This is a genomic window from Herbiconiux moechotypicola, from assembly GCF_024979255.1.
Lineage (GTDB): Bacteria > Actinomycetota > Actinomycetes > Actinomycetales > Microbacteriaceae > Herbiconiux > Herbiconiux moechotypicola.
The window spans coordinates 131,424-157,667 of record NZ_JANLCN010000011.1 but is presented as its reverse complement, the minus strand read 5'-3'; the positions used below and the strand labels follow the sequence as shown (position 1 = coordinate 157,667).

General features: G+C 72.3%; 24 protein-coding genes. 14 read left to right on the top strand and 10 right to left on the bottom strand.

The genetic code is table 11. From position 1 onward, the window contains the following. A partial coding sequence (locus N1031_RS16695; RefSeq protein ID WP_375163645.1) for an aldehyde dehydrogenase family protein occupies positions 1 to 766 on the bottom strand: 766 nt, incomplete at its 3' end. Next, the gene (gabT, locus tag N1031_RS16690; RefSeq protein WP_259480891.1) at positions 763 to 2,130 is read right to left on the bottom strand and encodes a 4-aminobutyrate--2-oxoglutarate transaminase; all 1,368 of its coding nucleotides are present in this window, start codon (positions 2,128 to 2,130) and stop codon (positions 763 to 765) included. The genes N1031_RS16695 and gabT, both read right to left, overlap by 4 nt. Positions 2,131 to 2,257: 127 nt before the next feature. Here gabT and N1031_RS16685 point away from each other — a divergent pair, with 127 nt between their 5' ends. The 6 genes from N1031_RS16685 to N1031_RS16660 are packed head-to-tail and all read left to right on the top strand — an operon-like array spanning position 2,258 to position 8,527. Next, entirely contained in the window at positions 2,258 to 3,787 is a 1,530-nt protein-coding gene (locus N1031_RS16685) for a helix-turn-helix domain-containing protein (protein ID WP_259480885.1), read from the top strand. Positions 3,788 to 3,789: 2 nt separating this feature from the next. Next, a complete protein-coding gene (locus tag N1031_RS16680; RefSeq protein WP_259480884.1) occupies positions 3,790 to 4,899 on the top strand; it encodes an NAD(P)-binding domain-containing protein in 1,110 nt (369 codons plus the stop codon). A 10-nt stretch (positions 4,900 to 4,909) separates the two neighbouring features. Further along, positions 4,910 to 5,176 carry a hypothetical protein gene (locus tag N1031_RS16675; RefSeq protein ID WP_259480883.1) on the top strand — a complete coding sequence of 89 codons (267 nt, stop codon included), beginning with the start codon at positions 4,910 to 4,912 and terminating at the stop codon, positions 5,174 to 5,176. Positions 5,177 to 5,188: 12 nt separating this feature from the next. Continuing rightward, positions 5,189 to 6,646 (top strand): phytoene desaturase family protein, encoded by a 1,458-nt coding sequence (locus N1031_RS16670; RefSeq protein WP_259480882.1) that lies wholly within the window; start codon positions 5,189 to 5,191, stop codon positions 6,644 to 6,646. A 46-nt stretch (positions 6,647 to 6,692) separates the two neighbouring features. Further along, positions 6,693 to 7,319 carry a GntR family transcriptional regulator gene (locus N1031_RS16665; protein WP_259480880.1) on the top strand — a complete coding sequence of 209 codons (627 nt, stop codon included), beginning with the start codon at positions 6,693 to 6,695 and terminating at the stop codon, positions 7,317 to 7,319. After that, positions 7,316 to 8,527, top strand: a complete 1,212-nt coding sequence (locus tag N1031_RS16660; protein ID WP_259480879.1) for an MFS transporter — start codon at positions 7,316 to 7,318, stop codon at positions 8,525 to 8,527. The genes N1031_RS16665 and N1031_RS16660 overlap by 4 nt, the downstream gene beginning before the upstream one ends. Before the next feature lie 6 nt (positions 8,528 to 8,533). On the opposite strand, the gene N1031_RS20465 is transcribed toward N1031_RS16660, so the two are convergent. Further along, complete coding sequence (locus N1031_RS20465) at positions 8,534 to 9,169, bottom strand: sugar O-acetyltransferase (RefSeq protein WP_310795710.1); 636 nt, start codon at positions 9,167 to 9,169, stop codon at positions 8,534 to 8,536. Positions 9,170 to 9,189: 20 nt separating this feature from the next. Then, entirely contained in the window at positions 9,190 to 9,735 is a 546-nt protein-coding gene (locus N1031_RS16645) for a hypothetical protein (protein ID WP_259480878.1), read from the bottom strand. Positions 9,736 to 9,794: 59 nt separating this feature from the next. Between N1031_RS16645 and N1031_RS16640 the strand changes: the two genes are divergently transcribed. Together N1031_RS16640 and N1031_RS16635 are read left to right on the top strand one after the other, a co-directional pair. Continuing rightward, complete coding sequence (locus tag N1031_RS16640) at positions 9,795 to 11,525, top strand: sensor histidine kinase (RefSeq protein WP_310795709.1); 1,731 nt, start codon at positions 9,795 to 9,797, stop codon at positions 11,523 to 11,525. Continuing rightward, on the top strand, positions 11,513 to 12,184 hold the full coding sequence (locus tag N1031_RS16635) for a response regulator transcription factor (RefSeq protein WP_259480877.1): 672 nt from the start codon (positions 11,513 to 11,515) through the stop codon (positions 12,182 to 12,184). The genes N1031_RS16640 and N1031_RS16635 overlap by 13 nt, the downstream gene beginning before the upstream one ends. A gap of 10 nt (positions 12,185 to 12,194) precedes the next feature. Here N1031_RS16635 and N1031_RS16630 read toward each other — a convergent pair whose 3' ends face one another. Next, on the bottom strand, positions 12,195 to 12,782 hold the full coding sequence (locus N1031_RS16630) for a TetR/AcrR family transcriptional regulator (RefSeq protein ID WP_259480876.1): 588 nt from the start codon (positions 12,780 to 12,782) through the stop codon (positions 12,195 to 12,197). A 63-nt stretch (positions 12,783 to 12,845) separates the two neighbouring features. Here N1031_RS16630 and N1031_RS16625 point away from each other — a divergent pair, with 63 nt between their 5' ends. The 4 genes from N1031_RS16625 (at position 12,846) to N1031_RS16610 (ending at position 17,022) form a co-directional block, all read left to right on the top strand. After that, positions 12,846 to 14,297, top strand: coding sequence for an MFS transporter (locus N1031_RS16625; protein ID WP_259480875.1), 1,452 nt, complete (start codon positions 12,846 to 12,848; stop codon positions 14,295 to 14,297). 82 nt (positions 14,298 to 14,379) lie between these two features. Further along, a complete protein-coding gene (locus tag N1031_RS16620; RefSeq protein ID WP_259480874.1) occupies positions 14,380 to 15,339 on the top strand; it encodes a VOC family protein in 960 nt (319 codons plus the stop codon). A gap of 7 nt (positions 15,340 to 15,346) precedes the next feature. After that, positions 15,347 to 15,973: an alpha/beta hydrolase gene (locus N1031_RS16615; RefSeq protein ID WP_259480873.1), complete on the top strand. Its 627-nt coding sequence runs from the start codon at positions 15,347 to 15,349 to the stop codon at positions 15,971 to 15,973. Continuing rightward, a complete protein-coding gene (locus tag N1031_RS16610) occupies positions 15,970 to 17,022 on the top strand; it encodes a maleylacetate reductase (RefSeq protein ID WP_259480872.1) in 1,053 nt (350 codons plus the stop codon). Before N1031_RS16615 ends, N1031_RS16610 begins: the two co-directional genes overlap by 4 nt. Positions 17,023 to 17,025: 3 nt before the next feature. On the opposite strand, the gene N1031_RS16605 is transcribed toward N1031_RS16610, so the two are convergent. Then, on the bottom strand, positions 17,026 to 18,903 hold the full coding sequence (locus tag N1031_RS16605) for an alkyl/aryl-sulfatase (RefSeq protein ID WP_259480871.1): 1,878 nt from the start codon (positions 18,901 to 18,903) through the stop codon (positions 17,026 to 17,028). A 173-nt stretch (positions 18,904 to 19,076) separates the two neighbouring features. On the opposite strand from N1031_RS16605, the gene N1031_RS16600 reads away from it, so the two are divergent. Continuing rightward, positions 19,077 to 20,717: a SulP family inorganic anion transporter gene (locus tag N1031_RS16600; protein WP_259480870.1), complete on the top strand. Its 1,641-nt coding sequence runs from the start codon at positions 19,077 to 19,079 to the stop codon at positions 20,715 to 20,717. On the opposite strand, the gene N1031_RS16595 is transcribed toward N1031_RS16600, so the two are convergent. Further along, entirely contained in the window at positions 20,701 to 21,165 is a 465-nt protein-coding gene (locus N1031_RS16595; RefSeq protein ID WP_259480869.1) for a DUF8821 family protein, read from the bottom strand. The genes N1031_RS16600 and N1031_RS16595 overlap by 17 nt on opposite strands. 131 nt (positions 21,166 to 21,296) lie before the next feature. Here N1031_RS16595 and N1031_RS16590 point away from each other — a divergent pair, with 131 nt between their 5' ends. Continuing rightward, a complete protein-coding gene (locus N1031_RS16590; RefSeq protein WP_259480868.1) occupies positions 21,297 to 22,010 on the top strand; it encodes an alpha/beta fold hydrolase in 714 nt (237 codons plus the stop codon). Positions 22,011 to 22,054: 44 nt separating this feature from the next. Here N1031_RS16590 and N1031_RS16585 read toward each other — a convergent pair whose 3' ends face one another. From N1031_RS16585 to N1031_RS16575, 3 genes are read right to left on the bottom strand one after another with little or no spacing between them, the layout of a single operon-like run. Further along, positions 22,055 to 22,861, bottom strand: coding sequence for a sulfite exporter TauE/SafE family protein (locus N1031_RS16585; RefSeq protein ID WP_259480867.1), 807 nt, complete (start codon positions 22,859 to 22,861; stop codon positions 22,055 to 22,057). Then, complete coding sequence (locus tag N1031_RS16580) at positions 22,858 to 23,262, bottom strand: arsenate reductase ArsC (RefSeq protein ID WP_259480866.1); 405 nt, start codon at positions 23,260 to 23,262, stop codon at positions 22,858 to 22,860. Before N1031_RS16580 ends, N1031_RS16585 begins: the two co-directional genes overlap by 4 nt. A 29-nt stretch (positions 23,263 to 23,291) precedes the next feature. Continuing rightward, positions 23,292 to 26,099: a helix-turn-helix transcriptional regulator gene (locus N1031_RS16575; RefSeq protein ID WP_259480865.1), complete on the bottom strand. Its 2,808-nt coding sequence runs from the start codon at positions 26,097 to 26,099 to the stop codon at positions 23,292 to 23,294. Positions 26,100 to 26,244 lie beyond the last annotated feature (145 nt).

The following is a 26,244-nucleotide window of genomic DNA, read 5'->3' as shown; positions in this document are numbered from 1 at the left end:
CGGCGGCTTGTTTCATGAGGGTCTTCCCGACCGGGGTCGACCCGGTGAAGGACAGCTTCCGCAGCCGCGGATCCGCGATGATCGGCGCCGACACGGCCGCCGAGCGGGAGGTGGTGATGACATTGACGACCCCGGCGGGCACGCCGGCCTCGATGAGTAGCTGGGCCACATAGAGCGTGGTGAGCGGCGTGAGCTCGGCGGGCTTGACGACGACGGTGCAGCCCGCGGCGAGGGCGGGGGCGATCTTGCGGGTCGCCATCGCGAGCGGGAAGTTCCACGGCGTGATCAGATAGCACGGCCCCACCGGGCGCTGGGACACCACCATCCGCCCCGTGCCCTCCGGGTTCGACCCGTACCGGCCCGAGACCCGCACCGCCTCCTCCGAGAACCAGCGCAAGAACTCACCCCCATACGTGACCTCGCCCTGAGCCTCCGCCAAAGGCTTCCCCATCTCCAACGTCATCAGAAGCGCGACCTCGTCACGACGCTCCATCAACAGATCGAACGCCCGACGAAGAATCTCACCCCGCACCCGCGGAGCCGTCGCCGCCCACCCATCCGCCGCAGCCACCGCCGCATCCAGAGCACGCACGCCGTCCTCGGGTGACGCATCGGCGATCGTGGCGATGCGCTCGCCCGTGGCGGGGTCGAACACGTCGAGCGTGGCGCCGGCCGAGGCCGGAACCCACGCGCCGTCGATGAGCAGGCCGGTCGGAACCGAGGCCAGCAGCGCCTCCTCGCGGGCGCTCGCGATGCCGGCGCTCACGAGGCGGCCAGGGCGTCGCGCAGCACACCGAGCCCGTCGAGCGCGAGTTCGTCGGAGAGCGTGAGCGGGGGGAGGAAGCGGATGACGTTCCCGAAGGTGCCGCAGCCCAGGAGCACCAGGCCCTGCGCGTGCGACGCGGCGATCACGCGGGCGGTCAGCCCCGCATCCGGAGCGCCCGTCTCGGGGTCGACCAGTTCGATCGCGAGCATGGCTCCCCGGCCGCGGATGTCGCCGATGCGCGGGTCGGCGGCCGCGAGCGCCTCGAGCTCGGTGCGGAACACCGTCTCGAGCTCGCGGGCACGCTCCAGCAGGCCTTCGCTGCGGTAGCTCTCGATGGTGGCCAGCGCCGCGGCGCAGGCGATCGGGTTGCCCGTGTAGGTGCCGCCGAGCCCGCCCGCGTGGGCGGAGTTCATGATGTCGGCGCGCCCGGTGACGGCGGAGAGGGGGAGGCCGCCGGCGATGCCCTTCGCGGTGACGATGAGGTCGGGCTCGATGCCCTCGTGCTCGCTGGCGAAGAAGGCGCCGGTGCGGGCGAAGCCCGTCTGCACCTCGTCGGCGATGAACACCACGTCGTTCGCGCGGGCCCACTCGAGCAGGGCGGCGAGGAAGCCGGGGGCGGGCACGATGAACCCGCCCTCGCCCTGGATGGGCTCGATGACGAGCGCGGCCAGGTTGGCGGCGCCGATCTGCTTCTCGAGGACGGTGATCGCGTTGGCCGCCGCCTCGGCGCCCGAGAGCCCGCCGTCGCGGTAGGGGTACGACAGCGGCGCGCGGTAGACCTCGGGGGCGAAGGGTCCGAAGCCCGACTTGTAGGGCATCGACTTCGCGGTGAGGGCCATCGTGAGGTTGGTGCGGCCGTGGTAGGCGTGGTCGAAGGCGACGACGGCCTGCTTGCCGGTGTGGTGGCGCGCGATCTTGATGGCGTTCTCGACGGCCTCGGCACCCGAGTTGAACAGTGCGGTGCGCTTGTCGAACGACCCCGGGGTGAGCTCGTTGAGCGCCTCGGCGACGGCCACGTAGCCCTCGTAACCGGTGATGGTGAAGCACGTGTGCGTGAAGGCCGCCACCTGCTGCTGCACCGCTTCGACCACCGCGGGGGCGGAGTTGCCCACGCCGGTGACCGCGATCCCCGAACCGAAGTCGATGAGGGTGTTGCCGTCGACATCGCGCAGCACTCCGCCGCCGGCCGCCTCGACGTAGACGGGCAATGAGACGCCGACGCCGTCGGGCACCGCGGCGAGCTTGCGGGCATGCAGCTCGCGCGAGCGGGGGCCGGGGATCTCGGTGACGAGCTCGCGGCGCTGCGGCAGGCCGGGGCCGCCGAGTGGGGGCGCGGGGATGCTCGCGGTGGCGGGCGGGGCGATGGTCACGGTGGCCTCCTCGAGGTGGGTGTGCTGCCCAAGCTAGTGAGTGGAGCGTGATCCTCCATCTGCCGTAGTGGCAATCGAATGGTTGTTCTCTGCCAGAATGGCAGCGACGAGAGGATGCGCGATGCCGGTGTCGATCGATGAACTGCTCGCCGAGACGCGGCTGGCGCTGACGCTGCTCGCTCCGGCCGGGCCGGGCGAGCCCGCCGTGGTCGACTGGTCGCACTCCTCCGATCTCGACGACCCCACGCCCTTCCTCGAACCGGGACAGCTGCTCCTGACCACCGGCCGTCAGTTCACGGGCCTGGCGCCCGGAGACCTGCGGCCGTACTCGGCCTATGTCGCCCGGCTGACCGGCGCCGGGGTGGTGGCGCTCGGCTTCGGCACCGAAGTGGTGCGCGACGGAACGCCCGACGAGCTCGTGCGGGCCTGCCTCGATGCCGGGCTCGCCCTGCTGGAGGTTCCCTACGCCACCCCGTTCATCGCGGTGAGCCGCTTCATCGCCGACCGGGTGGCGGCAGAGGGGCGCGCGCGCCTGCAGGACGCGCTCGACGCACAGGAGGCGGTGTCGAGTGCGGTACTGAGCGCGGGCGGGCTCGCGGCCGCCGTGCGATCGGCCTCGCAGCGGCTCGGGGCCCGGATCGGCGTGCTCGACTCCGACGGCACCGTGCTGGAGGGGCGGGCGGGTGAGGCCGTGCGGGCCAGGGCGATCGCGCTGATCATGAGGGGGAGACGCGCACGCGACAGCGGTGCGGAGTCGGACAGGTGGTGGAGCGCCCAGACCCTCGGCGGGGCGGGCCGGCTCTCCGGCGCGCTCGTCGTGGAGCGCGAGACGCCGTTCGACCCGCTGGAGACCTCGGTGGTCACGGTGCTCGCGGCGCTGACCGAGCTGGCCCTCGAGCACGACGACGACCGCCGCCTGGCTCTGCGGGCCATCGCCCCGCAGCTGCTGGCGGTTCTGCGCCAGCGCGGCACCGCCGGGGTGGACGCCGTGCGCAGCGCTCTCGAGCACCACGGTGTCGGCCTGCCCGAGGAGCCGTTCCGGGTGCTCGCCGCCCGTGTCGACGACCTCCCCGCGGGCGAACTCGACGCGCTCGAGCGCTTGGGCATCTCTCCGCACCGCCGGTTGCTGGTGGTCGTCGAGGGCGACCGCCTTCTCGTGCTCTCCGACCACGGGGGTTCCGACGAGGTGGCCGCGCGTCTGGCCGCCGGCGGCGTTCCGGCGGGTGGCTCCGATCCTGCGGGCTGGAACCGTCTGGGGGAGGCGCTCACCGAGGCCGTGACAGCCCTGGAGGCCGCGCAGGAACCAGGGGTTCTCGGGTTTCACGAGCTCAGCTCGGCGAGCGTGTTCGGACTGCTGACGGCAACCGGTGTGGCCGAGCTCGCACGGCGGCGGCTGAACCCGGTGCGGCAGACGCCGGAGGGGCCGGACCGGTTGCGCGAGGCCGGGGTCTGGCTCGAGCACCAGGGCGCCTGGGACCCCGCGTCGCGGGAGCTCGGCCTGCACCGGCACACGCTCAAGCAGCACATGACCGAGCTGGCGGCGGCGACCGGTCTCGACCTCGACGGCTTCGGCGGCCGGGCGGAGCTCTGGGCGCTGCTGCGAGCGAGCGAGGCAGACCGGAACATCTCGCCGCCGGCGGCGTTGCACTGAGCATGGAGTCACCGCGCCGCGCCACCGTCGTCGTGATCGGCGCCGGTCAGGCCGGTCTCTCCGCTGCCTACCATCTGCAGCGTCGAGGGTTCGCGTCAGCGCTCGAGATGCCGTCCGCCGAGCGCACCTTCGTGGTGCTCGACGCCGACGCCAACCCCGGCGGTGCCTGGTCGCACCGGTGGGAGTCGCTGCGCATGGGCACGGTGAACGGCATCTTCGATCTGCCCGGCTTCCCGGTGCCGCCGGTCGACGAGAGCGAGCCCAGCAGGCTCGCCGTGCCCCGCTACTTCGCCGGTTACGAGGAGCGCTTCCGCTTTCCGATCCTGAGGCCGGTGCGGGTGTCGTCGGTGCGCCGGGTCGACGCCGATCCCCGCGGAGAGCTCGAGGTCGAGACGGATGCGGGTGGCTGGCGCACGCGATTCGTCGTGAACGCGACCGGCACGTGGACGAACCCGCTCCATCCGAGGTATCCGGGTCGGGAGGGTTTTCTGGGCCGTCAGTTGCACACCTCGGAGTACGTCGGCGCCGAGGAGTTCCGGGGGCGCAGGGTGGCGATCGTGGGCGGCGGCATCTCGGCGGTGCAGCAGCTCGAAGAGATCTCCCGGGTCGCCACCACGCTCTGGTACACCCGGCGGCCACCGGTGTTCCACGACGGCCCGTTCGAGCACGAGACCCTGGGGAGGGACACCATCACCCGCGTGACCGCCGACGCGGAGGCCGGCCGGCCGGTCGGCAGCATCGTCTCGTACACCGGACTGGTCTGGACCCCGTACGCACTGGAGGCCGCCCGCCGGGGCGCACTGGAACGCCGGCCCATGTTCGTCGCGATCGAGCCCTACGGAGTCCGTGAGGCGGACGGCAGTTTCACCTCGGTCGACACCATCCTCTGGGCGACAGGCTTCCGCCCGGCGCTCGCCCACCTCGGGCCGCTCGGTCTCGAGAACCCCGGCGGGGGGATCGCGGTCAGCGGCACCCGCGTGGTCGCCGACCCCCGGGTGCACCTCGTCGGATTCGGCCCGTCGCAATCGACGGTGGGGGCGAACCGGGCCGGCCGCGCCGCGGTGGGAGACATCGTGCGCGCGCTCGACGCGGAGCGCCATCCGACCCGCTAGCGTGAGCGACATGGTCTATCTCATGATGAAGAACCGCAAGAACCCGTCGCCGCGCACGAGCTTCATCGCCGTGGGACTGATCTATGTGGCCGCGGTCGCCGACGTGTTCCAGATCATCGGCCACTGGGCGTTCATCGACGAGATCGGCCCCTGGCTCGTCGTGCTCGGTTTCGTGAGCGTCGCCATCCTCCTCACCGTCGCGACCGTGGTGCTCGTGCGCACCCTCAAGACCGTCAAGTACCTCAAGGGCGGCGGCGTGCTCACCGAGCAGCGCTGAGCGGAGCCCGCCGTGCGCACCGATTCCGCGGTCGACGCCGTGGTGGTGGGGGCGGGCCCGAACGGGCTCGCCGCCGCCGTCACCCTCGCCCGTGCGGGGCTCGCGGTGCGGCTGTACGAGCGGGAGGCGACTGCGGGCGGCGGCGCCCGCACCGCCGAACTCACGCTGCCGGGGTTCCGTCACGACGTCTGCTCGGCCGTGCATCCGCTCGCCCTGTCGTCGGGGTTCTTCAGGAGCTTCGGCCTCACGCGGCGGATCGGGTTCGCCGTGCCCGAGATCTCGTACGCGCATCCGCTCGACGGCCGGCGCGCCGGGATCGCCTACCGCGACCTCGATCGCACGGCCGATGCGCTCGGGAGCGACGGCCGGGCGTGGCGCGGTCTGTTCGGCCCGCTGGTGGCGCGCGCCGACGAGGTGGCGCAGTTCACCGGGTCGCACCTGCTGCGGATCCCCGCGCATCCGCTGGCCGCGGCCTGGTTCGGGGCGCGGAGCCTCGAGCTGGCCACTCCGTTCCGGAGCGTGCGATTCTCGGGCGAGGTGGCGCCCGCGATGCTCGCCGGGATCGGCGCCCACGCCATCCAGCCGATCGGCGGACTCGCCGCGGCCGGTGCGGCGTTCTCGCTCGGCGTCACCGCGCACGCGCGGGGCTGGCCCGTGCCGCTGAGTGGGAGCCAGAGCATCGTCGACGCCCTCGTGGCCGATCTGCTCGCCCACGGGGGTGAGCTGATCACGGGCACGCCGGTCGGATCGCTCGCGGAGCTGCCGCCGGCGCGGGCGGTGCTGCTCGACGTCTCGCCGAAGGGGCTGCTCGGGCTCGACCGCGACGGCCGGCTGCCGCGCCGCTACCGGCGGGCCCTCGCGCGTTTCCGGTATGGGCCGGGAGCCGCCAAGGTCGACTTCGCCCTCGCCGAACCCGTGCCCTGGGCGGTGCCCGAGCTCGCGGCCGCGGGCACGCTCCACCTCGGCGGCACCCGCTCCGCCATCGCGGCGGCCGAGGCGGCGGTGGCCGCCGGACGTTCCTCCGACGACCCGTACGTGCTCGTCGCCCAGCCCAGCGCGGTCGACGCGACGAGGGCACCGGAGGGCCGCCACGTGCTGTGGGCCTACACGCACGTTCCCCACGGATCGCGAGCCGACCCGACCGAGGCGATCACCCGGCAGATCGAGCGGTTCGCGCCGGGCTTCCGCGACGTGGTGCTCGCCTCCGCGGCACGGAGCGCCGAACGGCTCGCGGAGTACGATCCGAACTACGTGGGCGGAGACATCGCCGCGGGGGCGGCCGACCTGCGTCAGCTCGTGGCGCGGCCGGTGCTCTCGCTCGACCCCTGGCGCACACCGCTCCGGGGCGTCTATCTGTGCTCGTCGTCGACACCGCCCGGGCCCGGCGTGCACGGGCTCTCCGGGTGGTACGCCGCACGCCGCGCACTCGCGCGGGAGTTCGGGATCGAAGCGCCGTCGCTGCAACCATGAGTACTGCATGCATGCATCGATGCATGCATGCGGTAAGTTAGCTGATGTGAACGATCGCGCATCCGAGAAGGCCTACGACTTCACCAAGGCCGCCATCATCCGCGGCGACTACGCCGGGGGAGCGACCCTCAGCGAGGGCGAGGTGTGCACCGCCCTCGAGCTGAGCCGCACCCCTGTGCACGAGGCCTTCCTGCGCCTCGGGGCGGAAGGACTGCTCTCCCTCGAGGGCCGCAAGGGCGCCGTCGTGGCACCCATGTCGCCGCGCGAGTCGGCCGACGTGCTCGAGATGCGCGAGGCGGTCGAGTCCGCGTGCGCGGCGCGCGTGTGCGCCGAGGGCCGGGGTGCCGAGACCGCGCGGAGTCTCGCCGCCGCGCTCGACGAGCAGGCGAGCGCGGTCGTGAGCGGCGACGTGGAGCGCTTCGTGGAGGCCGACGCGACGTTCCACCAGCTCGTCGTCGCCGCGGCGCGCAACGCGGTGGCCGACCAGGTGTCGCGCCTGCTCGCCGACCGGCAGCAGCGCCTGCGGCACCAGCTCATGCGTGTGCGGCCCGACCGGCTCGCTCTGAGCCTCGATGAGCACCGGATGCTCGCCGCCGCGCTGGCGGCCGACGACGCCACCGCCTACGGCGCCGTTCTGCACGAGCACGTGGCCGCCCACGGCGGCGCACTGTGACCGTGCGGCCCGCGGGCAGGCACTGGCTGCTCGTGTGGGGCACCGTGTTCGTGTGCTCGTGGGGCGGCAACCAGTTCAGCCCGATGCTGCTGCTCTACGAGCAGCGCGAGCACTTCTCCCCGGTGTTCGTCACGTCGCTCCTCGGCGTCTACGTGCTCGGGCTCGCGCCCGCACTGCTCGTGGCGGGCTCGCTCTCCGACCGCCACGGCAGGCGGCCCGTGATGGTGGTCGGGGTCGTGGCCGCGCTGCTCGGCAGCGGGATGCTCGCGCTCGGCGGGCTGAACGGCGCCTTCCTGGTGGCGGGCCGGCTGCTCTCGGGTGTGACGGTCGGGGTGGCCATGGCCGTGGGCACGAGCTGGGTCAAGGAGCTCTCGCAGTCACCGTGGGACCAGGGGGCCGACCGCTCGGCCGGGGCCCGCCGGGCCGCGCTCGCCTTCACCCTCGGGTCGGGTCTCGGAGCCCTGATCGCCGGGCTGCTCGCCCAGTGGGGGCCGTACCCCGAGGTGCTGCCCTTCCTCATCCACCTCGCCGTGACGGCCCCGTTCCTCGTGATCGTGGCGCGTGCGCCCGAGACCAACCTGCTCGGCGGCGTGAGCGGCCCGTGGTGGCGGCAACTCAGGGTGCCGAGCGCCGGCCACCGCCGATTCGTGCGCGTGGTCGCGGTCGCCGCACCCTGGATCTTCCTCTCGGCGGCCGTCGGCTACGGCTACCTGCCCACACGACTGGCGGCGGCCACCGGCGAGAACGGACTCCTCTTCGCCACGGCGGCGACCGTCGTCGCCCTCGGGGTGTCGAGCCTCGTCCAGCCCCTCGCCAAGCGCCTGCACTCGCCGCGATCGGCGCGTGGACTGGTGACGGCGGTGTTCGTGATGGCCGCCGGGCTCGCGCTCGTGACGGGCGCGGTGGCGGTGCAGTCGGTGTGGCTCGGCATCGTCGCCAACGCCGTGATCGGCGCGGGCATGGGCATCGCTCTCGTCTCCGCGCTGCTCGAGGTGCAGGCGATCGCGACCGACCGCGACCTCGCCGGGCTCACCGGGGTGTTCTACGCCGTCGCCTACGTCGGGTTCCTGGCGCCCGCCGGCATCGCGGCGCTGGCCGGTGCCGTCCCGGTCACCACGATCCTCCTGGTGGTGACAGCCTTGGCCGTGGTCGCCGGGGCGGTCGTGCTCGCCTCGAGCCGCCGGTACCTGCAGCGCCCGCCTGCCTGAGCGCGGTCAGTCGGCTCGAAGGGCCCGGTACTCCTCGAGGGTGAGGTCGATCCGCCGGTCGCGCCAGTAGAACTCGCGGTCGTGCTCGCCGATCTCCCGCACCACCCGGCAGGGTGCGCCGAGCGCCACCACTCCGGCGGGGATGTCCCGGGTGACCACGCTGCCCGCGCCGATGACCGAGTCGTCGCCGATGCTCACGCCCGGCATGATGAGCGCGCCGGCGCCGATCCACACGTTGGAGCCGATGGTCACCGGCAGGTTGAACTGGGCCGCCTCCGAACGCAGCTCCGGGTCGACGGGGTGACCCGCCGTGGTGATGGTCACGTTCGGTCCGAACATGACCCGGTCGCCGATGCGGATCGTCGTGTCGTCGACGAGGGTGAGCCCGAAGTTCGCATAGACGCGGTCGCCGAGGTGCACATGCCGGCCCGCCCAGTTGGCGTGCAACGGAGGCTCGATGTAGCAATCGGCGCCGAGTGAGCCGAACATGCGGCCGAGCAGCTCGGTGCGGCGAGCCGACTCGGAGGGCCGCGTGGCGTTGAAGTCGTAGAGCAATTCGAGCGCGGCGGTCTGCTCGGCGGCGAGCTCGGGCTCGTTGGGATCGTAGATGCGGCCGGAGTGCATGCGCTCGAGGTTGTCCATGCAGTCAGCCTCTCACGAGGTCAGAGCGTGTGCGCGAGCAGCTCCAGGCCCACGACGGCCAGGCCCAGCGCCACCTCGAGCAGCAGCACGATCAGGCGCTTCCACCAGCTCAGCCGCACCCGGCGCACCGCGAGGAAGCCGATGACGGCGAGCGAGGCGATGAGCGCGATGACGGTGGCGCGGAGCGACCCCTCGATGCTCCAGTGCCCGAGAGCCGCGAGCCCGATGAAGATCATCGGGAGCACGATCACGCCGAGGGCGCCGAACGAGACGGCGAACATGTGGCGCATCTCGGCGGCGGTGGGCAGCACGCGGTGCACCGCGATGTGGGCGACGACATCGGCGCAGAAGACGGCGAGCACGGCACCGCCCACCGAGATGAGGAGGGTGAGGGCCGCCTGGCCCGGATCGAGGCCGATGGCGTGCGACGACAGCGCCAGCACCACGGCGAGCGCCGTGAAGGTGATGTAGATGCGCTCCTTCAGCCGCTCGGCGCGCTGCTCGGGCACGGCACCCTCGGGCACGGCGCTCTCGGGCACGGGCGGCTCTTCGGTGAAAGAGGTCATCGCCGACGAGTGTAGACCCGTCGGCGGGGAGGCGGGCAGTGCCTGGATAGGCTGGGGAGATGGGCGCAGGGACGGTGTCGCGGATGCGGCTGCCGCGGTCGGGTGCGCGGCGGGCGGCCCTGTCGCTGGTGGCGGTCTTCGCCCTGCTGCTCGGTGTGCTGCAGCTGGCGGTGGGGGCGGCCGACCCCGACGCGAGCCTCGCGGTCACTCTCTTCACCATCGTGTTCTGGGTCTGGGCGGTCGCCGGTCTGATCGCCTGGTGGCGACGGCCGGGGAGCGGAACCGGCGTGCTGCTGCTCGTGGGTTCGGTCGCGGTGTTCCTCTCGGGCCTCGGCAATCTCGGCCTCCCGGTCGCCACGGCCTTCGGCGCCGTGTTCGCCACCGGGATCTTCGCGGTGACGGTGCATCTGCTGCACGCGTTCCCGTCCGGCCGGCTGCGGGGGCGGCTCTCGGTGGCGACCGTGGTGGCCTGCTACGTCGTCGCGCTCGTGCTGCAGGCACCGCTCTACCTCCTCCCCGCCGATGCCGGAGACGTCCGGCGCGCGGCCGAACTGGTGCAGTTCTCGGCGGGGCTCTGTGTGATGGTGGCGACCGCGATCATCCTGGTCGGCCGTCTGCGCTCGGCCGACCGAGCGCACCTGCGCGTGCTGCTGCCGCTCTACCTCTACGGCACCCTCGCGGTGCTCGCGATCCCGCTCTCGACCGTCGTGCTGCCGCCGCTCGTGGCCGATCCCGATCTCATCGGCCTCGTGCAGCTGGCCGTCATCGAGGGCATCCCGATCGTCTTCCTTCTGGGGGTGCTCTTCGGCGGGTACGCCACCACGGGGGAGACCGAGGCGCTGAGCGCCTGGCTGGGGGCGGCCGAGTCGTCGCGCGCGGCCGTGGCGGTGGCGCTGTCGCGCTCCCTCGGGGATGAGTCGCTACGCGTGGTCTACTGGGCGGGGGAGCGCTCGGCGTTCGTCGGCGCCGACGGCGCCGACGCGCCCACGCTCGACGGCGATCCGCACCGGCGGCGCCAGGAGGTGCACGTCGACTCCCGCCTGATCGGGGCGATCGACTACGACAGCAGGATCGTCGGCGACCCCGACGAGGTCTTGCGGGCAGCGAGGGTGCTGGCCGTCGCGCTCGATCGCGAACGGCTCACCGCGGCGGTGCTCGCCACGAACGAGGAGCTGCTGCACTCGCGTCTGCGGCTCGTGGAGACCGCCGACCGTGAGCGCACCCGCATCGCGCGTGACCTGCACGACGGGCTCCAGGCCCAGCTGGTGCTGCTCGCACTCGAGGCGCAGCAGCTGGCGACCGTGCCTGGGGTGGCCGCCACGACCGCCGAGGCGGCCACGGGCCTCCGCCGCCGCATCGACGACTCCGCGGCCGAACTGCGCCGCCTCGTGCACGGGCTGCTGCCCTCGGCCCTGGTCGAACGCGGTCTCTCGGCCGCCGCCGAAGACCTCGTCGACCGGCTCGACCTGAACGCCACGCTCGACGCCCGCATCGACGACGGCGACCTCGACCCCGTGACGGCCCGCACGGCGTACCTCATCGTGGCCGAGGCCCTCACCAACGCGGTGAAGCACTCGGGTGCCGATCGCGTGCACGTCGAGCTGTCGACCGATCGGGGGCGCCTCGTGATCGTGATCGCCGACGACGGGCGGGGCGGGGCCAGAACGGATACGGGCACGGGACTGGAGGGGCTCGCCAATCGGGTCGATGCGCTGGGCGGGGTGCTCGTGCTCGACTCGCCCGCAGGGGAGGGGACCCGGGTGAGGGTGGAGCTGCCGTGCGAGTCGTGATCGGTGAGGACGAGGTGCTGCTGCGCGAGGGGCTCGCGCGGGTGATGGCGGGCGACGGCCTCGAGGTGGTGGCGACGGCCGGCACCGCGGGGGAGCTGGAACGCGAGGTCGCGGCGCACCGTCCCGATCTCGTCGTCACCGACATCCGCATGCCACCGACTCACAGCGACGAGGGTCTGGTGGCCGCTCTCCGCATCCGCCGGGCCTTTCCCGGCACCGCGGTGATGGTGTTGTCGCAGCACGTGCAACGGCGCTACGCGACCGAGCTCCTCGACGACCACAGCGGGGGAGTGGGCTACCTGCTGAAACAGCGCATCGCCGACGTGGGTACCTTCCTCACGGATCTCCGGCGGGTCGCGGCCGGCGGCACCGCTCTCGACCCCGAGGTGGTGGCGGTGCTGCTCTCCCGCGCCGCCCGCGCGGGCAGCCGCGTGGGGTCGCTCACCCCGCGCCAGCTCGAGGTGCTCGGGCTGATGGCCGAGGGCCGGAGCAACGCGCACATCGCCACGCGGCTCGGGCTCAGCGAGAAGGCCGTGGTGCAGCACACCTCGCGCATCTACGACGCCTTCGCGCTGCCGGTCGACGCCGACGACCACAGGCGCGTGCTCGCGGTGGTGCGGTACCTCTCGGAGGCCGGAGGGTCGCCGACGGCGGGGTGAGAGGCCGTCTTCACGGGTGGCGCAGGGAGGCCCGCTCGAGTTCGGCCACGGCGCGATCGAGCACGGCGCGGAGGGACTCGTCCTCGTCGTGCATCCAGACCACCCAGCACCGGTCGAGCGCAGCCACTCCCGCGGCGGCTACCACGGCGGCTCCGAACCGGTCCACACCCGAGTCGGTGAGGGCCTCCGCCAGGGCGTCGATCTGGGGCGCGCGTTCGCGGCGGAGACGTGCACCCACCGCGGGCAGCGACTGGATGAGCGTCATGCGCTGCCGTTGGCGCTGCGGATCGGCCTCCGCCAGCAGGAGTGCCGGCTCGAAAGCGATCCGGAGTCGCGACCACAGACTGCCCGAAAGCGCGATCGGAGAGGCGCGAAGTGTCCGGGAGAACTGATCGACCGGGCCGATCAGCGCGGAGATGATCGCCTCGTCCTTCGAGCCGAGGTACCGGAAGAACGTGGCACGCGACACCCCGACGCCGCGTGCGAGCTCGTCGACCGTGAGGGCCTCGTAACCGCGCTCGATCATCATCTCGAGAGCCGCCTCGGCCATCTCCTGGCGCACAACCTCGTGCGCTCGTTCACGGAGTTCATGTGCCATACTGGTGATCTTAGCTGATACTGAGTCTCACAACAGAGTCAGTGTCTCAGAGAATCGAGAGTCATGAACGCCGGCGGCACCGCATCCTTCACCTCGCCCTACACCCGAATGCGCCAGAACCTCGTCGTCGCCGTGCTGGCGTTCGCGGGGATGGGGGCGTCGTTCATGCAGACCATCCTCATCCCGATCCAGAGCCAGCTGCCGAGGCTGCTGGGGGCGGAGCCGTCGTCGACGGCGTGGGTGATCACGGTCACCCTGCTGGCCTCGGCCGTCGCCGTGCCGATCGCCGGCAAGCTCGGCGACATGTTCGGCAAGCGCACCGTCGCCCTCGTGCTGCTGGGGGTGCTGGTCGCCGGCTCGCTCGTGTGCGCGCTGTCGCCCGGGCTCGTCACGCTCATCGTCGGGCGAGCGCTCCAGGGCATGGGGATGGGGGTCATCCCGCTCGGCATCTCGCTGCTCCGCGACGTCGTGGACACCAGGCGGCTGGGCACGTCGATCGCCCTCGTGAGCGCCACGCTCGGTGTCGGCGGAGCGATCGGCCTGCCCATCAGCGCCCTCGTCACCGAGAACGGCGACTGGCACCTGCTCTTCGTGCTCGCGACCGCCGTCTCGCTGGTCGCCTTCGTGCTCGTCTTCCTCGTCGTGCCGGCCACGGGCGTCCGCACCGGCGGCCGGGTCGACCTGCTCGGTGCCGCCGGACTCGCCGTGGGCCTCGTGGGTCTTCTGCTGGCGGTGTCGCAGGGCAACGTGTGGGGATGGGGGTCTCCGGCCACGCTGGGCTGTCTCGCCGGGGGCGTCGTCGTGCTGCTGGCCTGGGGTTGGTACGAACTGCGCACGAGGAACCCGCTGGTCGATCTGCGGGTGAGCGCCCGACCCGCCGTGCTCACGACCAACCTGGCCTCGGTCGCGATGGGCTTCGCGCTGTTCTCCTCGAGCATCGCCTTTCCGCAGCTGCTCGAGCTGCCGGTCGCGGTAGGCGGGCTAGGGCTCGACCTGCTGAGCGCGAGTCTGCTGCTCATGCCCTCGGGGCTCGCGATGCTCGCCATGTCGCCCGTGGCCGGCCGCATCGAGCGAGCCGTGGGGCCCAAGCCCCTGCTCGTGGCGGGAGCGGCGGTCATCACCATCGCCTACCTGGTGTGCGTGTTCGTGCCGCTCCAGGCCTGGACGATCCTGGTGGTGAACGTCGTGATCGGCATCGGTATCGGGCTCGGCTACGCCGCGATGCCCGCTCTCATCATGGGTGCGGTGCCGCGCAGCGAGACCGGAGCGGCGAACGGGCTCAACACGCTCATGCGGGCCTTCGGCACCACGGTCGCCTCGGCGGTCGTCGGGGCGATCCTCGCCGCCTCGGCGGGCGCCGACGTGACCGGGGCGTTCGGGCTGGTGTTCGTGCTCGGGCTGGTGGCCGCGGTGATCTGCGCGGTGATCGCCCTCCTCATCCCGAAGCCCGGCCGGGTCGACGAGGGAGAGCTCCAGGTGCAGGAGCAGCAGGAGGATGTCACCGCCGGCCCATGATTGTATGACGGTACGGCTGCTAGACAGAAGTCCATGCAGATGTATAGGCTGGCGCACACGGCTTCGATCAAAGGAGATCACCATGACGTATGTCGCCGGCTCGCACCACGTGACCCTCTCCGTCGGACACGCGCAGGAGGACGTGGACTTCCACACCCGCGTGCTCGGACTGCGCTTCATCAAGAAGACGGTTCTCTACGACGGATCGGCCCCCGTCTACCACCTCTACTACTCCAACGCGAACGGCGACCCCTCGGCCGTCATCACCACCTTCCCCTGGGCGCAGGCCGGTCTGTACGGCATCCGCGGCACGAATCAGGCGCGTGAGGTGCTGCTGTCGGTGCCGTCGGGCTCGCTCGAGTTCTGGGCGGCGCGGCTTCGCGATCACGGCATCGAGAGCGTGTTCACCGACGTGTTCGGCGGCCGCAGGCTCGAGCTCAGGCACCCCTCGGGCATCGAGTACGTGCTCATCGAAGTCGAGGGCGACCCGAGGGTCGGCTACACCGGCAACGGCGTGCCGATCGAGTATGCCGTGCACGGCATCTACGGTGTCGGCATCCACGTGTTCGACCAGGACCGCATGGTCGACTTCGGCACCGAGGCGTTCTTCGCCTCGGGCGCGGTGGAGGAGGAGGGCGACCGTGCCCGCTTCCGGGTGGGCGACGCCGGGGTGGGCAACTGGGTGGAACTCACCGGGAACCGCACCGACGAGCAGGGCACGTGGCGCTACGGTGCCGGCGCCTACCACCACTTCGCCTGGAACCTCGACACCCTCGAGAACCAGAACGAGGTGAAGTTCGACATCGAGGGCGCCGGCTACACCGACATCTCCGAGCTCAAAGACCGCACCTACTTCAAGTCGCACTACGTGCGCACCCCGGGCGGGGCCCTGTTCGAGCTCGCCGTCACCCACAACGAGGGCGGCTGGGACTGCGACGAGTCGCCCGAGGAGCTCGGCCGGGCGTTCATGCTGCCGCCGCAGTTCGAGCACGAGCGCGACTCGATCATGGCCAAGCTCGAGCCGCTGCGCGACGAGGACTGAGGCCCGGATGACCCGGCCGGAGACGTCGGCGCTCGAGCGTTGGGGCGACGAGGCGGGCACGACGGCGGTGGTGGCCGTGCACGGGCGCGGTCAGCCGCCGGAGTTCCTGCACGAGGTCTCGGCGCGGCTGGCCGTGCCCGAGCTCGCCTGGTTCGCGCCCTCGGCGCCCGGACGCAGCTGGTACCCGCACCCGTTCCTCGACCCCTCGCCCGAGAACGCCGTGGCACTGGAGGAGGCCCTCGACGCGCTCGTCGCTGCCATCGGGGCGGCCGGGCGCAGCGGCGCCGCGCGCGTGGTCGTGCTGGGTTTCTCGCAGGGCGCCTGCTCGCTCGCGCACCTCCTGCTCACCCGGGAGGTCGGCGTCGCGGCCGCCGTGCTGTTCACCGGAGGCTTCGTGGGACCCCGGATGCTCGACGCAGCGGGTGTGCCGCGGCGAGCGGGCGTGCCCGTGCTGATGCGGTCGGTCGCCCACGACCCCTGGGTGCCCGCGCACCGGGTGGCCGACACCGCCGCGCTGCTCGTGCGTGCGGGGGCGCAGGTCGACGCCCTGGTCGAGCCGGGCACCGAGCACGTGATCACCGAACGGGCCGTGACGGATGCGCGGCGACTGCTGTCGGGGATCGGTGCGTCGTGAGGTTCGACCATCGCACACTCGCGCAACGGGTGCGGTTCGGCACCGGGGGTGCGACCGCGGCCGTCGCCGCCGAGGTCGCGGACCGCGGTGCCCGGGCCGTGATGCTCGTCGCGGGGCCGGGGGAGGCGGAGATCGCGGCGCAGGTGGCCGAGGGGATCGAGCTCGCGGTGGACTGGGGCGAGGTGACGCCGCACGTGCCGGCCGGGCTCGCCGAGCGCGCCCGGGTGGCGGCCCGGGGGGCGGGCGTCGACCTCGTGGTGTCGGTCGGGGGCGGCTCGACCACGGGGCTGGCCAAGGCGATCGCGCTCACCGAGCACATCCCGATCGTGGCCGTGCCCACCACCTACGCCGGGTCGGAGGCGACGAACGTGTGGGGCATCACGACCGACTCCCGCAAGACCACCGGGGTCGACGACGCGGTGCTGCCGGCCTGCGTGGTGTACGACGCCGAACTCACCCTGTCGTTGCCGATCGACCTCACGGTCGCCTCCGGGCTCAATGCTCTCGCGCACTGCGTGGACTCGATGTGGGCGCCGAACAGCGATCCGATCGATCGCGCCCTGGCCGAGGAGGGCATCCGCACCACGGCGTCGGCGCTCCTCGAGCTCGTCGGCGACGGCTCCGACCTCGCCGCGCGCGAACGCATGCTGTTCGGGGCATACGTCTCGGCCGTGGCGTTCGCGTCGGCCGGTTCGGGGCTGCATCACAAGATCTGCCACGTGCTCGGCGGTGCGTACGACCTGCCGCACGCAGCGACCCACACCGTGGTGCTGCCCCACGTGCTGGCCTTCAACGCTCCCGCGGCTCCCGAGGCGGAGACGCGGATCGCGCGGGCTCTCGGCGCCACCGGCGCCGTCTCCGGACTGCGCGCGCTCTACGAGCGGCTGCCGGTCGCCGGTTCGCTCGCCGAGCTCGGGTACGACCTCGCGGCGGTTCCCGAGAGCGTCGAGCTCGTCCTGCCGCTCGTGCCTGCCGGCAACCCTCGTGCCGTCGACCGCGACGCCCTCACGCGCATCCTCACCGCCGCGTGGAGCGGCGACCATATCTGACCGTCAGGGCAGCACGATCTCGAACGCGGTGTCGCCGGGCTGCAGCACCCCGGCGAGCTGGTGCAGCACCTCCTCGTCTCCGTCGATCTCGAGCCCGGGAGAGGTGTGGTCGCCCGCGACGAAGGCCAGGAGCCGAGTTCGGGTGACCGTGAGCTCGACGTCGGAGTCGGCGGCTTCCGGATGTTCACGGGCGATCAGAACGCCGTTGCGGAGGGTGATGAGGTACCGCGTCCCGAGATCGGTGAAGACCACGGAGATGGTGAGATCGAGGTGCCAGGCGCGCGGGCCGTCGACGGCTATGGCGAGCGAGTCGAACAACTGCTCGGCGGTGAGCTGCGCGATGATCGAGGGCGCGTCGGTGGTGGTGGGCGTGCCGAAGTTGCCCTCGCGCAGCTCGTGGGCGCCCGAGAGGAAGAAGTTGCGCCAGGGGCCGTTCTCCGAGCCGTAGCCGAGCTGCTCGAGCGTCTCGGCGTAGAGCCTCCGGGCCGCGACGTGCTGGGGATCGGTGAAGACGGCGTGGTCGAGCAGGGTCGCCGCCCAGCGGAAGTCGCCCTCCTCGTAGGCCTCCCGGGCGAGCTCCACCACACGGTCCACCCCGCCGAGGGCTCGGCAGTACCGCGTCGCCTCCTCGGCCGGAGGGTGAGGCCACAGCCGCGCCGGGTTGCCGTCGAACCACCCCATGTAGCGCTGGTAGATCGCTTTGACGTTATGGCTGACCGAGCCGTAGTAGCCGTGCGTGCTCCATGCAGCCTCCAGCGCGGGCGGCAGAACGAACTGCTCCGCGATCTCGGCGCCGGTGAGACCCTGGTTGAGTAGACGGAGCGTCTGGTCGTGCAGGTAGGCGTAGAGGTCGCGCTGCACCGAGAGGAACCCGACGACGCGCCCGGAGTCCCAGGTGGGCCAGTGGTGCGAGGCGAAGGCCACGTCGCTGCGGTGACCGTAGCGCTCGATCGCCTCGGAGAGGTAGCCCGACCACACGTGCGGGTCGCGCACCAGCGCTCCGCGCAGGGTGAGCAGGTTGTGCAGGGTGTGCGTGGCGTTCTCGGCCATGCACAGCGCCCGGTAGCCGGGGAAGTAGAAGTGCATCTCGCTCGGGGCCTCGGTGCCCGGCGCCATCTGGAACTCGATCTCCACACCGTCGACGACGTGGTTCTCGCCGGTCTCGCCGACGAAGACCGTCGGCACGATCATGCCCACGGTGCCCGTCGAGGTGGTCTGCCCGAGCCCGGCCCCCACCGAGCCGCGCGGGCCGCGGGGGAGGGCCGCGCCGTACATGTACCCCGCGCGCCGCGCCATGGCCGTTCCGGCGTAGATGTTCTCGGCCACGGCGTGCTCCACGAAGCCCTCGGGGGCGATGACCGCGATCGTGCCGGCGTCGACCTCGGCCTGCGAGGCCACGCCGAACACGCCGCCGAAGTGGTCGATGTGGCTGTGCGTGTAGATCACCGCCACCACCGGGCGCTCACCCCGGTGCGCGCGGTAGAGCGCGAGCGCCGCGGCGGCCGTCTCGGCCGAGATGAGCGGATCGATGACGATCACCCCGGTGTCGCCCTCCACGAAGGTGATGTTCGACAGATCGAGTCCGCGCACCTGGTAGATGCCCTCGACCACCTCGAACAGGCCCTGCTTGGCCACGAGCATCGACTGCCGCCACAGGCTCGGGTCGACCGTGTCGGGCGCCTCGCCGGTGAGGAAGCCGTAGCCGTCCGCATCCCACACCACCCGGCCGTCATCGGCGAGCACCGTGCCGGGTTCGAGGGCCGCGATGAACCCCCGGTCGGCGTCGGCGAGGTCCTGGGTGTCGTCGAACGGGAGCTGGGCCAGCCGGGTCCGGTGCGCCTCCCGGATGGGTTCGCTCGCCGCTGTGCTCTCGACCGTCATGATCGCCACCTCTCCGTCGTGGTGCCCCTGTGCATCCGTCCCCACGCTATTGCCGGTCGACCGCTCCACGGAACCCCCACCGTGTCTGTGATCGCGGTCTTGTTCCACGTGCATGTGAGCGGCCACAATGAGCGCACGGCGCCCTCGATGGTCGGCGCGGTGAGGAGGAGCGGATGCGGCCGTTCGCGGGGGTCACGGCGCGCACCCTGCCGCGCGAGCTGCTCGGCGGGGTGACACTGCTCGCCATCGCGGTTCCGCTCAACATCGGCTACTCGCAGATCGCCGGGCTGCCGCCGACCGCCGGCCTTTACGCGCTGGTGGTGCCCGCCGTGCTCTACGCGGTGGTCGTGTCGTCTCGCCAGGTGGTGGCCTCGCCCGACGCGGCGGCCGCCGCGCTCGTGGCCTCGTCGATCGGCGGTCTCGCGGTGGCCGGCAGCGCCGACTACCTCACGATGGCGCTCGCCCAGGCCATCATCAGCGGCGTGCTGTTCGTGCTCGCGGCGGTGTTCAAGCTCGGGTTCCTCGCTTCGTTCCTGTCCAAGCCCATCCTGGTCGGTTTCGTCGGGGGCCTGGCGCTCGACATCCTCGTGTCGCAGGTGGCCAAGATGCTGGGGGTTCCGATCGAGTCGGGAGGCGAGTTCGTCGAGAAGGTCGGCGGGCTGATCACCGGCCTAGGCTCGACGAATCCGTGGTCGCTGGCCATCTCGCTCGCCTCGATCGCCGTGCTCGTGGCGGGCCGTCAGCTGCTGCCCGTGGTGCCCTGGGCGCTCGTCGTGCTGGTCGCCGCGACCGTGCTCATGGTGGCGAGCGACCTCGACGCGGCCGGCGTGTCGGTGCTCGGCGCGATCGAGGCCGGCCCGCCCACACTGACCTGGCCGGTGCTGCCGTGGTCGACCTGGCTGCAGCTCGTGCCCTCGGCGATCGCCCTCACCCTCGTGACGATGGCCGAGGGGCTGCTCGTGGCCCGCAGCTATGCGGAGAAGCGGGGCTACACCACCGACCCGAACCGCGACTTGTTCGCCTTCGGGGTCGCGAACGTGGCCGCGGGAGCCTCGGGCGGTTTTGCCGTGGGGTCGTCGACGTCGCGTACGGCCGCTCTGGACCAGGCCGGTTCGCGCACGCAGCTGCCCTCGGTGGTCGCCGCGGTCGGCACGCTGCTGCTGCTCGTGTTCGGCACGGCGCTGCTCGAAGACATCCCGTCGCCGGCCATCGGCGCGATCGTGGGGGTGGCGGTGCTGCCGCTGCTGGGGGTGCGCGAGTTCCGGGAGCTCTGGCGCGCCGACCGGTTCGAGTTCGCGGTGGGGGCGGCGTGTTTTCTGGCGACGCTGTTCATCGGGGCGATCCCCGGCATCCTGATCTCGTTCGTGCTCGCGCTGGTCAACCTCGCCAAACGGGCGTCGACCCCGCCCATCGACGTGCTCGCGGCCGACGACAATCCGGCGCACTCCCTGCTCGACCGCGCGCCGGCGGGCGCGCTCACGGCTCCCGGAGTGCTCGTGGTGCGGCTGGCGGCTCCGCTGTTCTTCGCCAACGGGTCGGTGTTCGCCGATGCAGTGAAGGCCGCCGTGACGGGAGCGGAGGAGCCCGTGCGTGATCTCGTGCTCGATCTCGAGGCCGTCACCGACATCGACGTCACCGGTGCGGAGGCGTTCACGTCACTGCGGTCGTGGCTCGGCGAGCACGGGGTGGCGCTGTCGTTCAGCCGGGCCCGGCCGGAGACCCTGGCGCGGCTGAAGCGACTGGGGCTTCTAGGCGGCGAGACGGTCTACGACACCAACCGTGCCGCCATCGCGATGCTCAGTGCTCGTTCTTGATGGTGAAGTACGAGCCCCGGATGGTGCCGGCGAGCTTCGAGCGCTGGCGGGCGAACTTGAAGCGCTCGGCGAGTTCGGCCGGCACCTCCATGCCGTCGGAGAGCTTGAAGCCCACCGCGCGCTTGCCCGCGTCGTCGAGCGTGTACATCACGTTGATGGACAGTCCGCTCTGGTAGAACACGTAGGCCATGCGGATGCCCGCCACCTCGAACTCAGTGGCCTCCAGTGGCGGGGAGGCGATCTCGATGTCGCGCTCCTCCTTGAGGATGCCCGTCACCCAGTCGATCGTCGCCTGGGCGTCGGCGGCTGGCTCGACCGTGAACACGTGGTCGTACTTGTTCTTGAAGTAGCGGGCCTCGTTGGCCCGGAGTCCGGCGAGCGCGTCGACCACGGGTGACGACTCGAGCCCCTCGGTCGAGACGGTCACGAAATCCACGGCGTACGACATGCGTCAGCCCTCCTAGTTCTCTTCACAGGGGCGGGTTTCGGCCCTGCTCTCACGATAGCCAGCGGTAGCCGCCGGTGCTTCTCGAAAACGGCTCGATGCCGTCGGGCCACCGCTCGCGCTACGGTGGGCACATGGCGACGGTGGTGCTCGTGCACGGTGCGATGCACGGCGGATGGGCGTGGTCGCCGGTGGCGCGCATCCTGCGGTCGCGAGGCCACGAGGTGCACACCCCCACGCTCACCGGGCAGGGCGAACGGCGCGCGGGCCTCACGCCCGAGGTGGGCGTGCAGACGCACGTGGACGACCTGACCGAACTCCTCTGGTTCGAGGACCTGCACGACGTGGTGCTGGTGCTGCACTCCTACGCCGGGGTGCTCGCGGGGCCGGTGGTGGAACGGTGCGCCGAGCGCCTCCGCCAGGTGGTGTTCGCCGGAGCCTTCACCGCGCGCCCGGGACAGAGCCTCGCCGACGTGGAGCCGCCCGCGGTCGCCGAGCGCTACCGCGAGCTCGCGGCCGGCGACGGTGACGGATGGCGGGTGCCCGCCACGACGGCGTTCCTCGCGCAGTGGGCCGTCACCGATCCGCGGCTGCAGGCCTTCGTGGGCCCGCGGCTGACCGACTTCCCGCTGAAATCGGTGACGGATGCGGTCGACTACGACCCGGGGCCCTTGCTGGCCCTCCCGCGCGTGTACCTCGAGCACACCGCGCCGCCGCTGCCGTCGCTGGCGGCCTCGATGGCCGCCGCCCTCGCCGACGGCGCCGCGCATCGCACCATCGCGACCGGCCACGACATGATGCTCGCCGATCCGGACGGCACGGCCGACCTTCTCGGCGAGCTCCTCTGAGTCTCGCGTCTGAGTCTCGCGCCGGAGCGCCCGCTGCGGACGCCTCAGCGTGGAGCCCGCAGTGCGCGTACCGCCAGCTGCGCGGCGGCGATCACGAGCAGCGCCGCGAACAGCCAGGCGGCCACCGTCGCCGGCAGCAGGAAGGCCAGCGCCACTCCGCCGAACGACGCGGCCGTGGCAGCGGCGCCCACCACCAGCCCGTCGCGCAGGCTCACCATGCCTCCGCGGAGGTTCGTCAGACTGCCCGAGGCCGCGGTGGGGATCATCGCGGCGAGCGAGGTGCCCTTGGCGAGGAGGTCGCCCAGGCTGAAGAGCGCGATGAACGACGGCACCATCACGAGCCCGCCGCCGATGCCGAACAGCCCCGAAGCGACACCCATCACCACGCCGAGGGCGATCAGCGCGAGCACGGTCAGGACCGTGGACGCCGTGCCGGAGCCCCAGTCGAGCCCGTTGCCGCCGCGGGCCGGCGGCACGAGCACGAGGCGCACCGCGACGGCGACGAGCAGCACGATGAACGTCCAGCGCAGCCACCCGACCGGGATGCGCCTGAGCAGCCGGGCACCGGCCCAGGCGCCGACGATGCCGCCCACGGCCACGAGCGCGCCGGCGAGGAGGTCGACCTGCCCGCCCACGAAGTAGGTGACCGAGCCGGCGATCGACGCGGGGAGGATGGCCAGGAGCGAGGTGGTCGAGGCCCGCTTCTGGTCCATGCCCGTGAGCAGCACCAGCAGGGGCACCATCACGATGCCGCCGCCGACGCCGAAGAGTCCGGACAACACACCGCCGAGCAGCCCGACCACGGCCAGCCGCCACACGGGCGGGCGGGGGAGCGCCCCGGCCGAGGTCACGCGAGGCCGTCGAGCAGTGCCGCCACGCGCATCCGGATGTCATCGCGAATGGGCCGAACGTGTTCGAGGTCGAGACCGGCGGGGTCGTCGAGCTGCCAGTCCTCGTAGCGTTTGCCGGGGAAGATCGGGCAGGCGTCGCCGCACCCCATCGTGATCACGACGTCGGACTCCCTCACGGCGTCGACCGTGAGCACCTTGGGCTGCTCCGACGCGATGTCGATGCCGACCTCGGCCATGGCCTGCACGGCCACCGCGTTGATCGCATCCTTCGGCTCGCTGCCCGCCGAGAGCACCTCGACGCGATCGCCGCCGAGCGCCTTGAGGAAGCCCGCGGCCATCTGCGAGCGGCCGGCATTGTGCACGCAGACGAACAGGACGGTGGGGGTGGTGGTCGTGGGCATCGTGCGTCCTCGAATCGGGAGAGGGAGGGTCAGCCCGATTCTCGCAGACCCACAGGCTGGTCGGCCGGCAGGCGCGAGACGTGCTCGACGACCTCACGACGGGTGTTGACACCCCACTTGGCGTAGATGTGGCGGATGTAGGTGACCACGGTGTGCGGCGACACCATCAGCTCTTCGGCGATCTGGCGGGTGGTGAGCCCGGCGTGGATGCGCTGGGCGACCTGGAACTCGCGGTGCGAGAGGCCCGAAGGGTGCTCGGCGTCGGCGCGCGGGCGCCGGTTCACGCCGTGCCGCCGGAGGAGCCGCAGCACCCGGCTGGCGTCGCGCGACGCACCGCAGCTCTCGTAGAGGTCGAGCGCTTCGGCGAGCGCGGCGGTCGCGGTCGCGCCGTCGTCGGAGAGCAGGCCGGCTCCCTCGAGCACGACGGCCTGCACCAGGGGGCGCTCCACCCGGTCGAACACCAGGGCCGCCGCCCTGAGGTCGTCGACCGACCTGTCCCGGATGCCCGCGACGGCCAGCGCGACCGCGAGCACGAAGGTGTTGCCGGGGTTCTGGGCTGTGCGCTCCCGGGCGAGCTCGACGATGAGGTCTTGCGCGTCGCGGTCGCCGGCGAGCTGACAGATGTAGGTGAGCACGATGTCGTCGGCGAAGTCGGCCGGCGTGGTCATCGACGGGGTGGCCTCGCGGAGCGTCGCGAGGGCCAGCCGCGCGTGCTCGTAGGCCTCCTCCGGCCGGCCACGCTCCATCGCCTCCATGGCGAGACTCCAGGTGCCGGTGCGGGTGAGTCCCACGCCGTCGGCGAGCGCCTGCACCAGCGGCCGCACGGTCTCGCGCAGGGCGATGTCGCCGGTGCGCAGCGACACACGGTGCAGCACCACGCCGGCGGTGGCGTTCATGAAGTCGCCGAGACAGAGCCGTTCGCCGAGCGCCAGCACCGTCTCCGCCTGGGTGCGGGCGTCGTCGAGGCGGCCGAGGTGGTAGAGCACCCGGGAGCGGAGCATCATCCAGTAGGCCTCGGCGAGCACGTTGCGGGCGGAGCGGGCGCGTTCGAGTCCCTCGTCGGCGAGGCGCAGGGCCTCGGTGCAGTGGCCGGTGCCGTTGCGCATGAAGGCCGTCCACAGGCCCTCGGGCAGCCACAGGTGGGGGGCGATGCCGGCCGCCGCGGCCCGCGCGAGTGCGCGGCTCTGCAACCGGTCGGCTTCGTCGAACCGGCCCTGGTTGAACCTCAGTACCGACTCGGTGGCGTCGATGGTGGCCAGCGCGGGGCCGTCGCGGTGCTCGTCGGCCACCGACCTCGCCAGCTCGAGGCTGGCCTTGAGGCCGGCCTGGTCGGCCTTGTTGGCGTAGTTGAGCGCGCGCACCGCGAGCAGTTCGACGCGGGTGCGGTCGGAGAGCCCCGGGGCCTCCAGGGCCGCGTCGGCCTCGGCGATGGCGCCGTCGAAGTCCGACTCGGTGAACTGCCGCGCCACGGCAAGGCCGATCCTCGCCGCCGCGTCGGAGGTGAGCATCGGCCGCAGCGTCCTGCCGATCTCCATCGCCTCCTCGAGACGGCCGCTGGCGAGCACGATCGGCAGCAGGTCGGCGATGCGCTCGGCCTGCACGGGGCTGCCGGAGGTCAGCCGCGCGGCGAGCACCACGAGGTCTGCGGCTCCCTGGGTATCGCTCGGGGCGAGATCGCCCGCCGCCGTGAGCAGCAGGTCGATCGAGTCGTGGTCGCCGACCTCGGCGACGGCGGCGATGGTGGTGGCCAGGGCGGCCACCTGGGCGCCGGAGCGGATGCGCGCGTGCAGCACCTCGCGCGCCATTGCCCGCCGCAGGGTGGGGGAGAGCGTGTCGGAGGCGGCCGACCGCACCGTGTCGTGCCGGAACGCCAGCCGCTCCCCGGTGTCGAGCAGGATGTCGTGGTCGAGCAGCGCCTGCACCGCAGGGGCAGCCTCGGTGGCGGTGCTGCCGAGGATCTCGAGCACTCCGCCGAGCGGGAACTCCCTCCCGTAGAGCGACCCCACCTGGATGATGCGCTGAGCGGCGGGGTCGAGCCGGCCGAGGCGGTCTCTGGTCGAGGCGCCGAACCGGGCCGGCAGGGTGTCGCCCTCGAGGTCGATCACGCCTCGGCCGACCTGCAGGAGACCCTCTTCCTCGAGTCCGCGCAGCAGCTCGAGCACGAGCAGCGGCAGGCCGCTGGTCCGCCGCATCGCCCGCTGCACCGACGGCCCGGGTGCGCTCCCGAACGCGTCGCAGAACATCGCGGCGGTCGCGTCGTCGTCGAGCGGCGGGAGCTCGCGCACCGCGCCGGTCTCGGCGAGCTGGTGGAGGAGCCGCTGGTGACCCGCGCCGAAGACGCCCGACCGCGTGGCGACGAGCCAGAACACCGGCAGCCCCTGCAGGTCGTCGAGCAGGGTGCGCACGGCGCCGAGCGACCCCGCGTCGAGCCACTGCAGGTCGTCGACCACCACGAGCAGTCCCGTGGTGGCGGCGCGGTCCTCCAGGCCGTCGGCGATGAGTCGGGTGAGCCAGTAGGGCGGTGCGCTGCCCCGCATCACCGTGGCGAGGTCGTCGGTGGTGAGCAGGGGTGGGTGGATGCGCGTCGCGGCGTCGATGAGCGCACCGAAGGGCGAGAGCGCCGAGTCGTCGGGCGTGATCGCGAGGGCGGGGATGCCGTGCGCCTTCGCGTGCTGCAGAGCGTGCTGCACCAGGCGGGATTTGCCGATGCCGGGCTCGCCGCTCAGCACCGCGACCGCGCTCCCGCCGCGGAGCACCCCGTCGATCCCGCGCTCGATCTCCCGCACCTCGGCCTGCCGGCCACGGAGGGGGAGTCGATACGGTCCGGGGCTGGGCACACGACCACGGTAACCCGCCGGGTCGTCGCCGTCGCTGACCCCTGTGGACCCCCTCACGCGCATCCAGGCGCCCATGCGATGTCGGCCGTCGCGGCGGGGGATGTGGGCGGGATGCGCCGTGCTTAGCGTCGTCGATGCGGGTGGT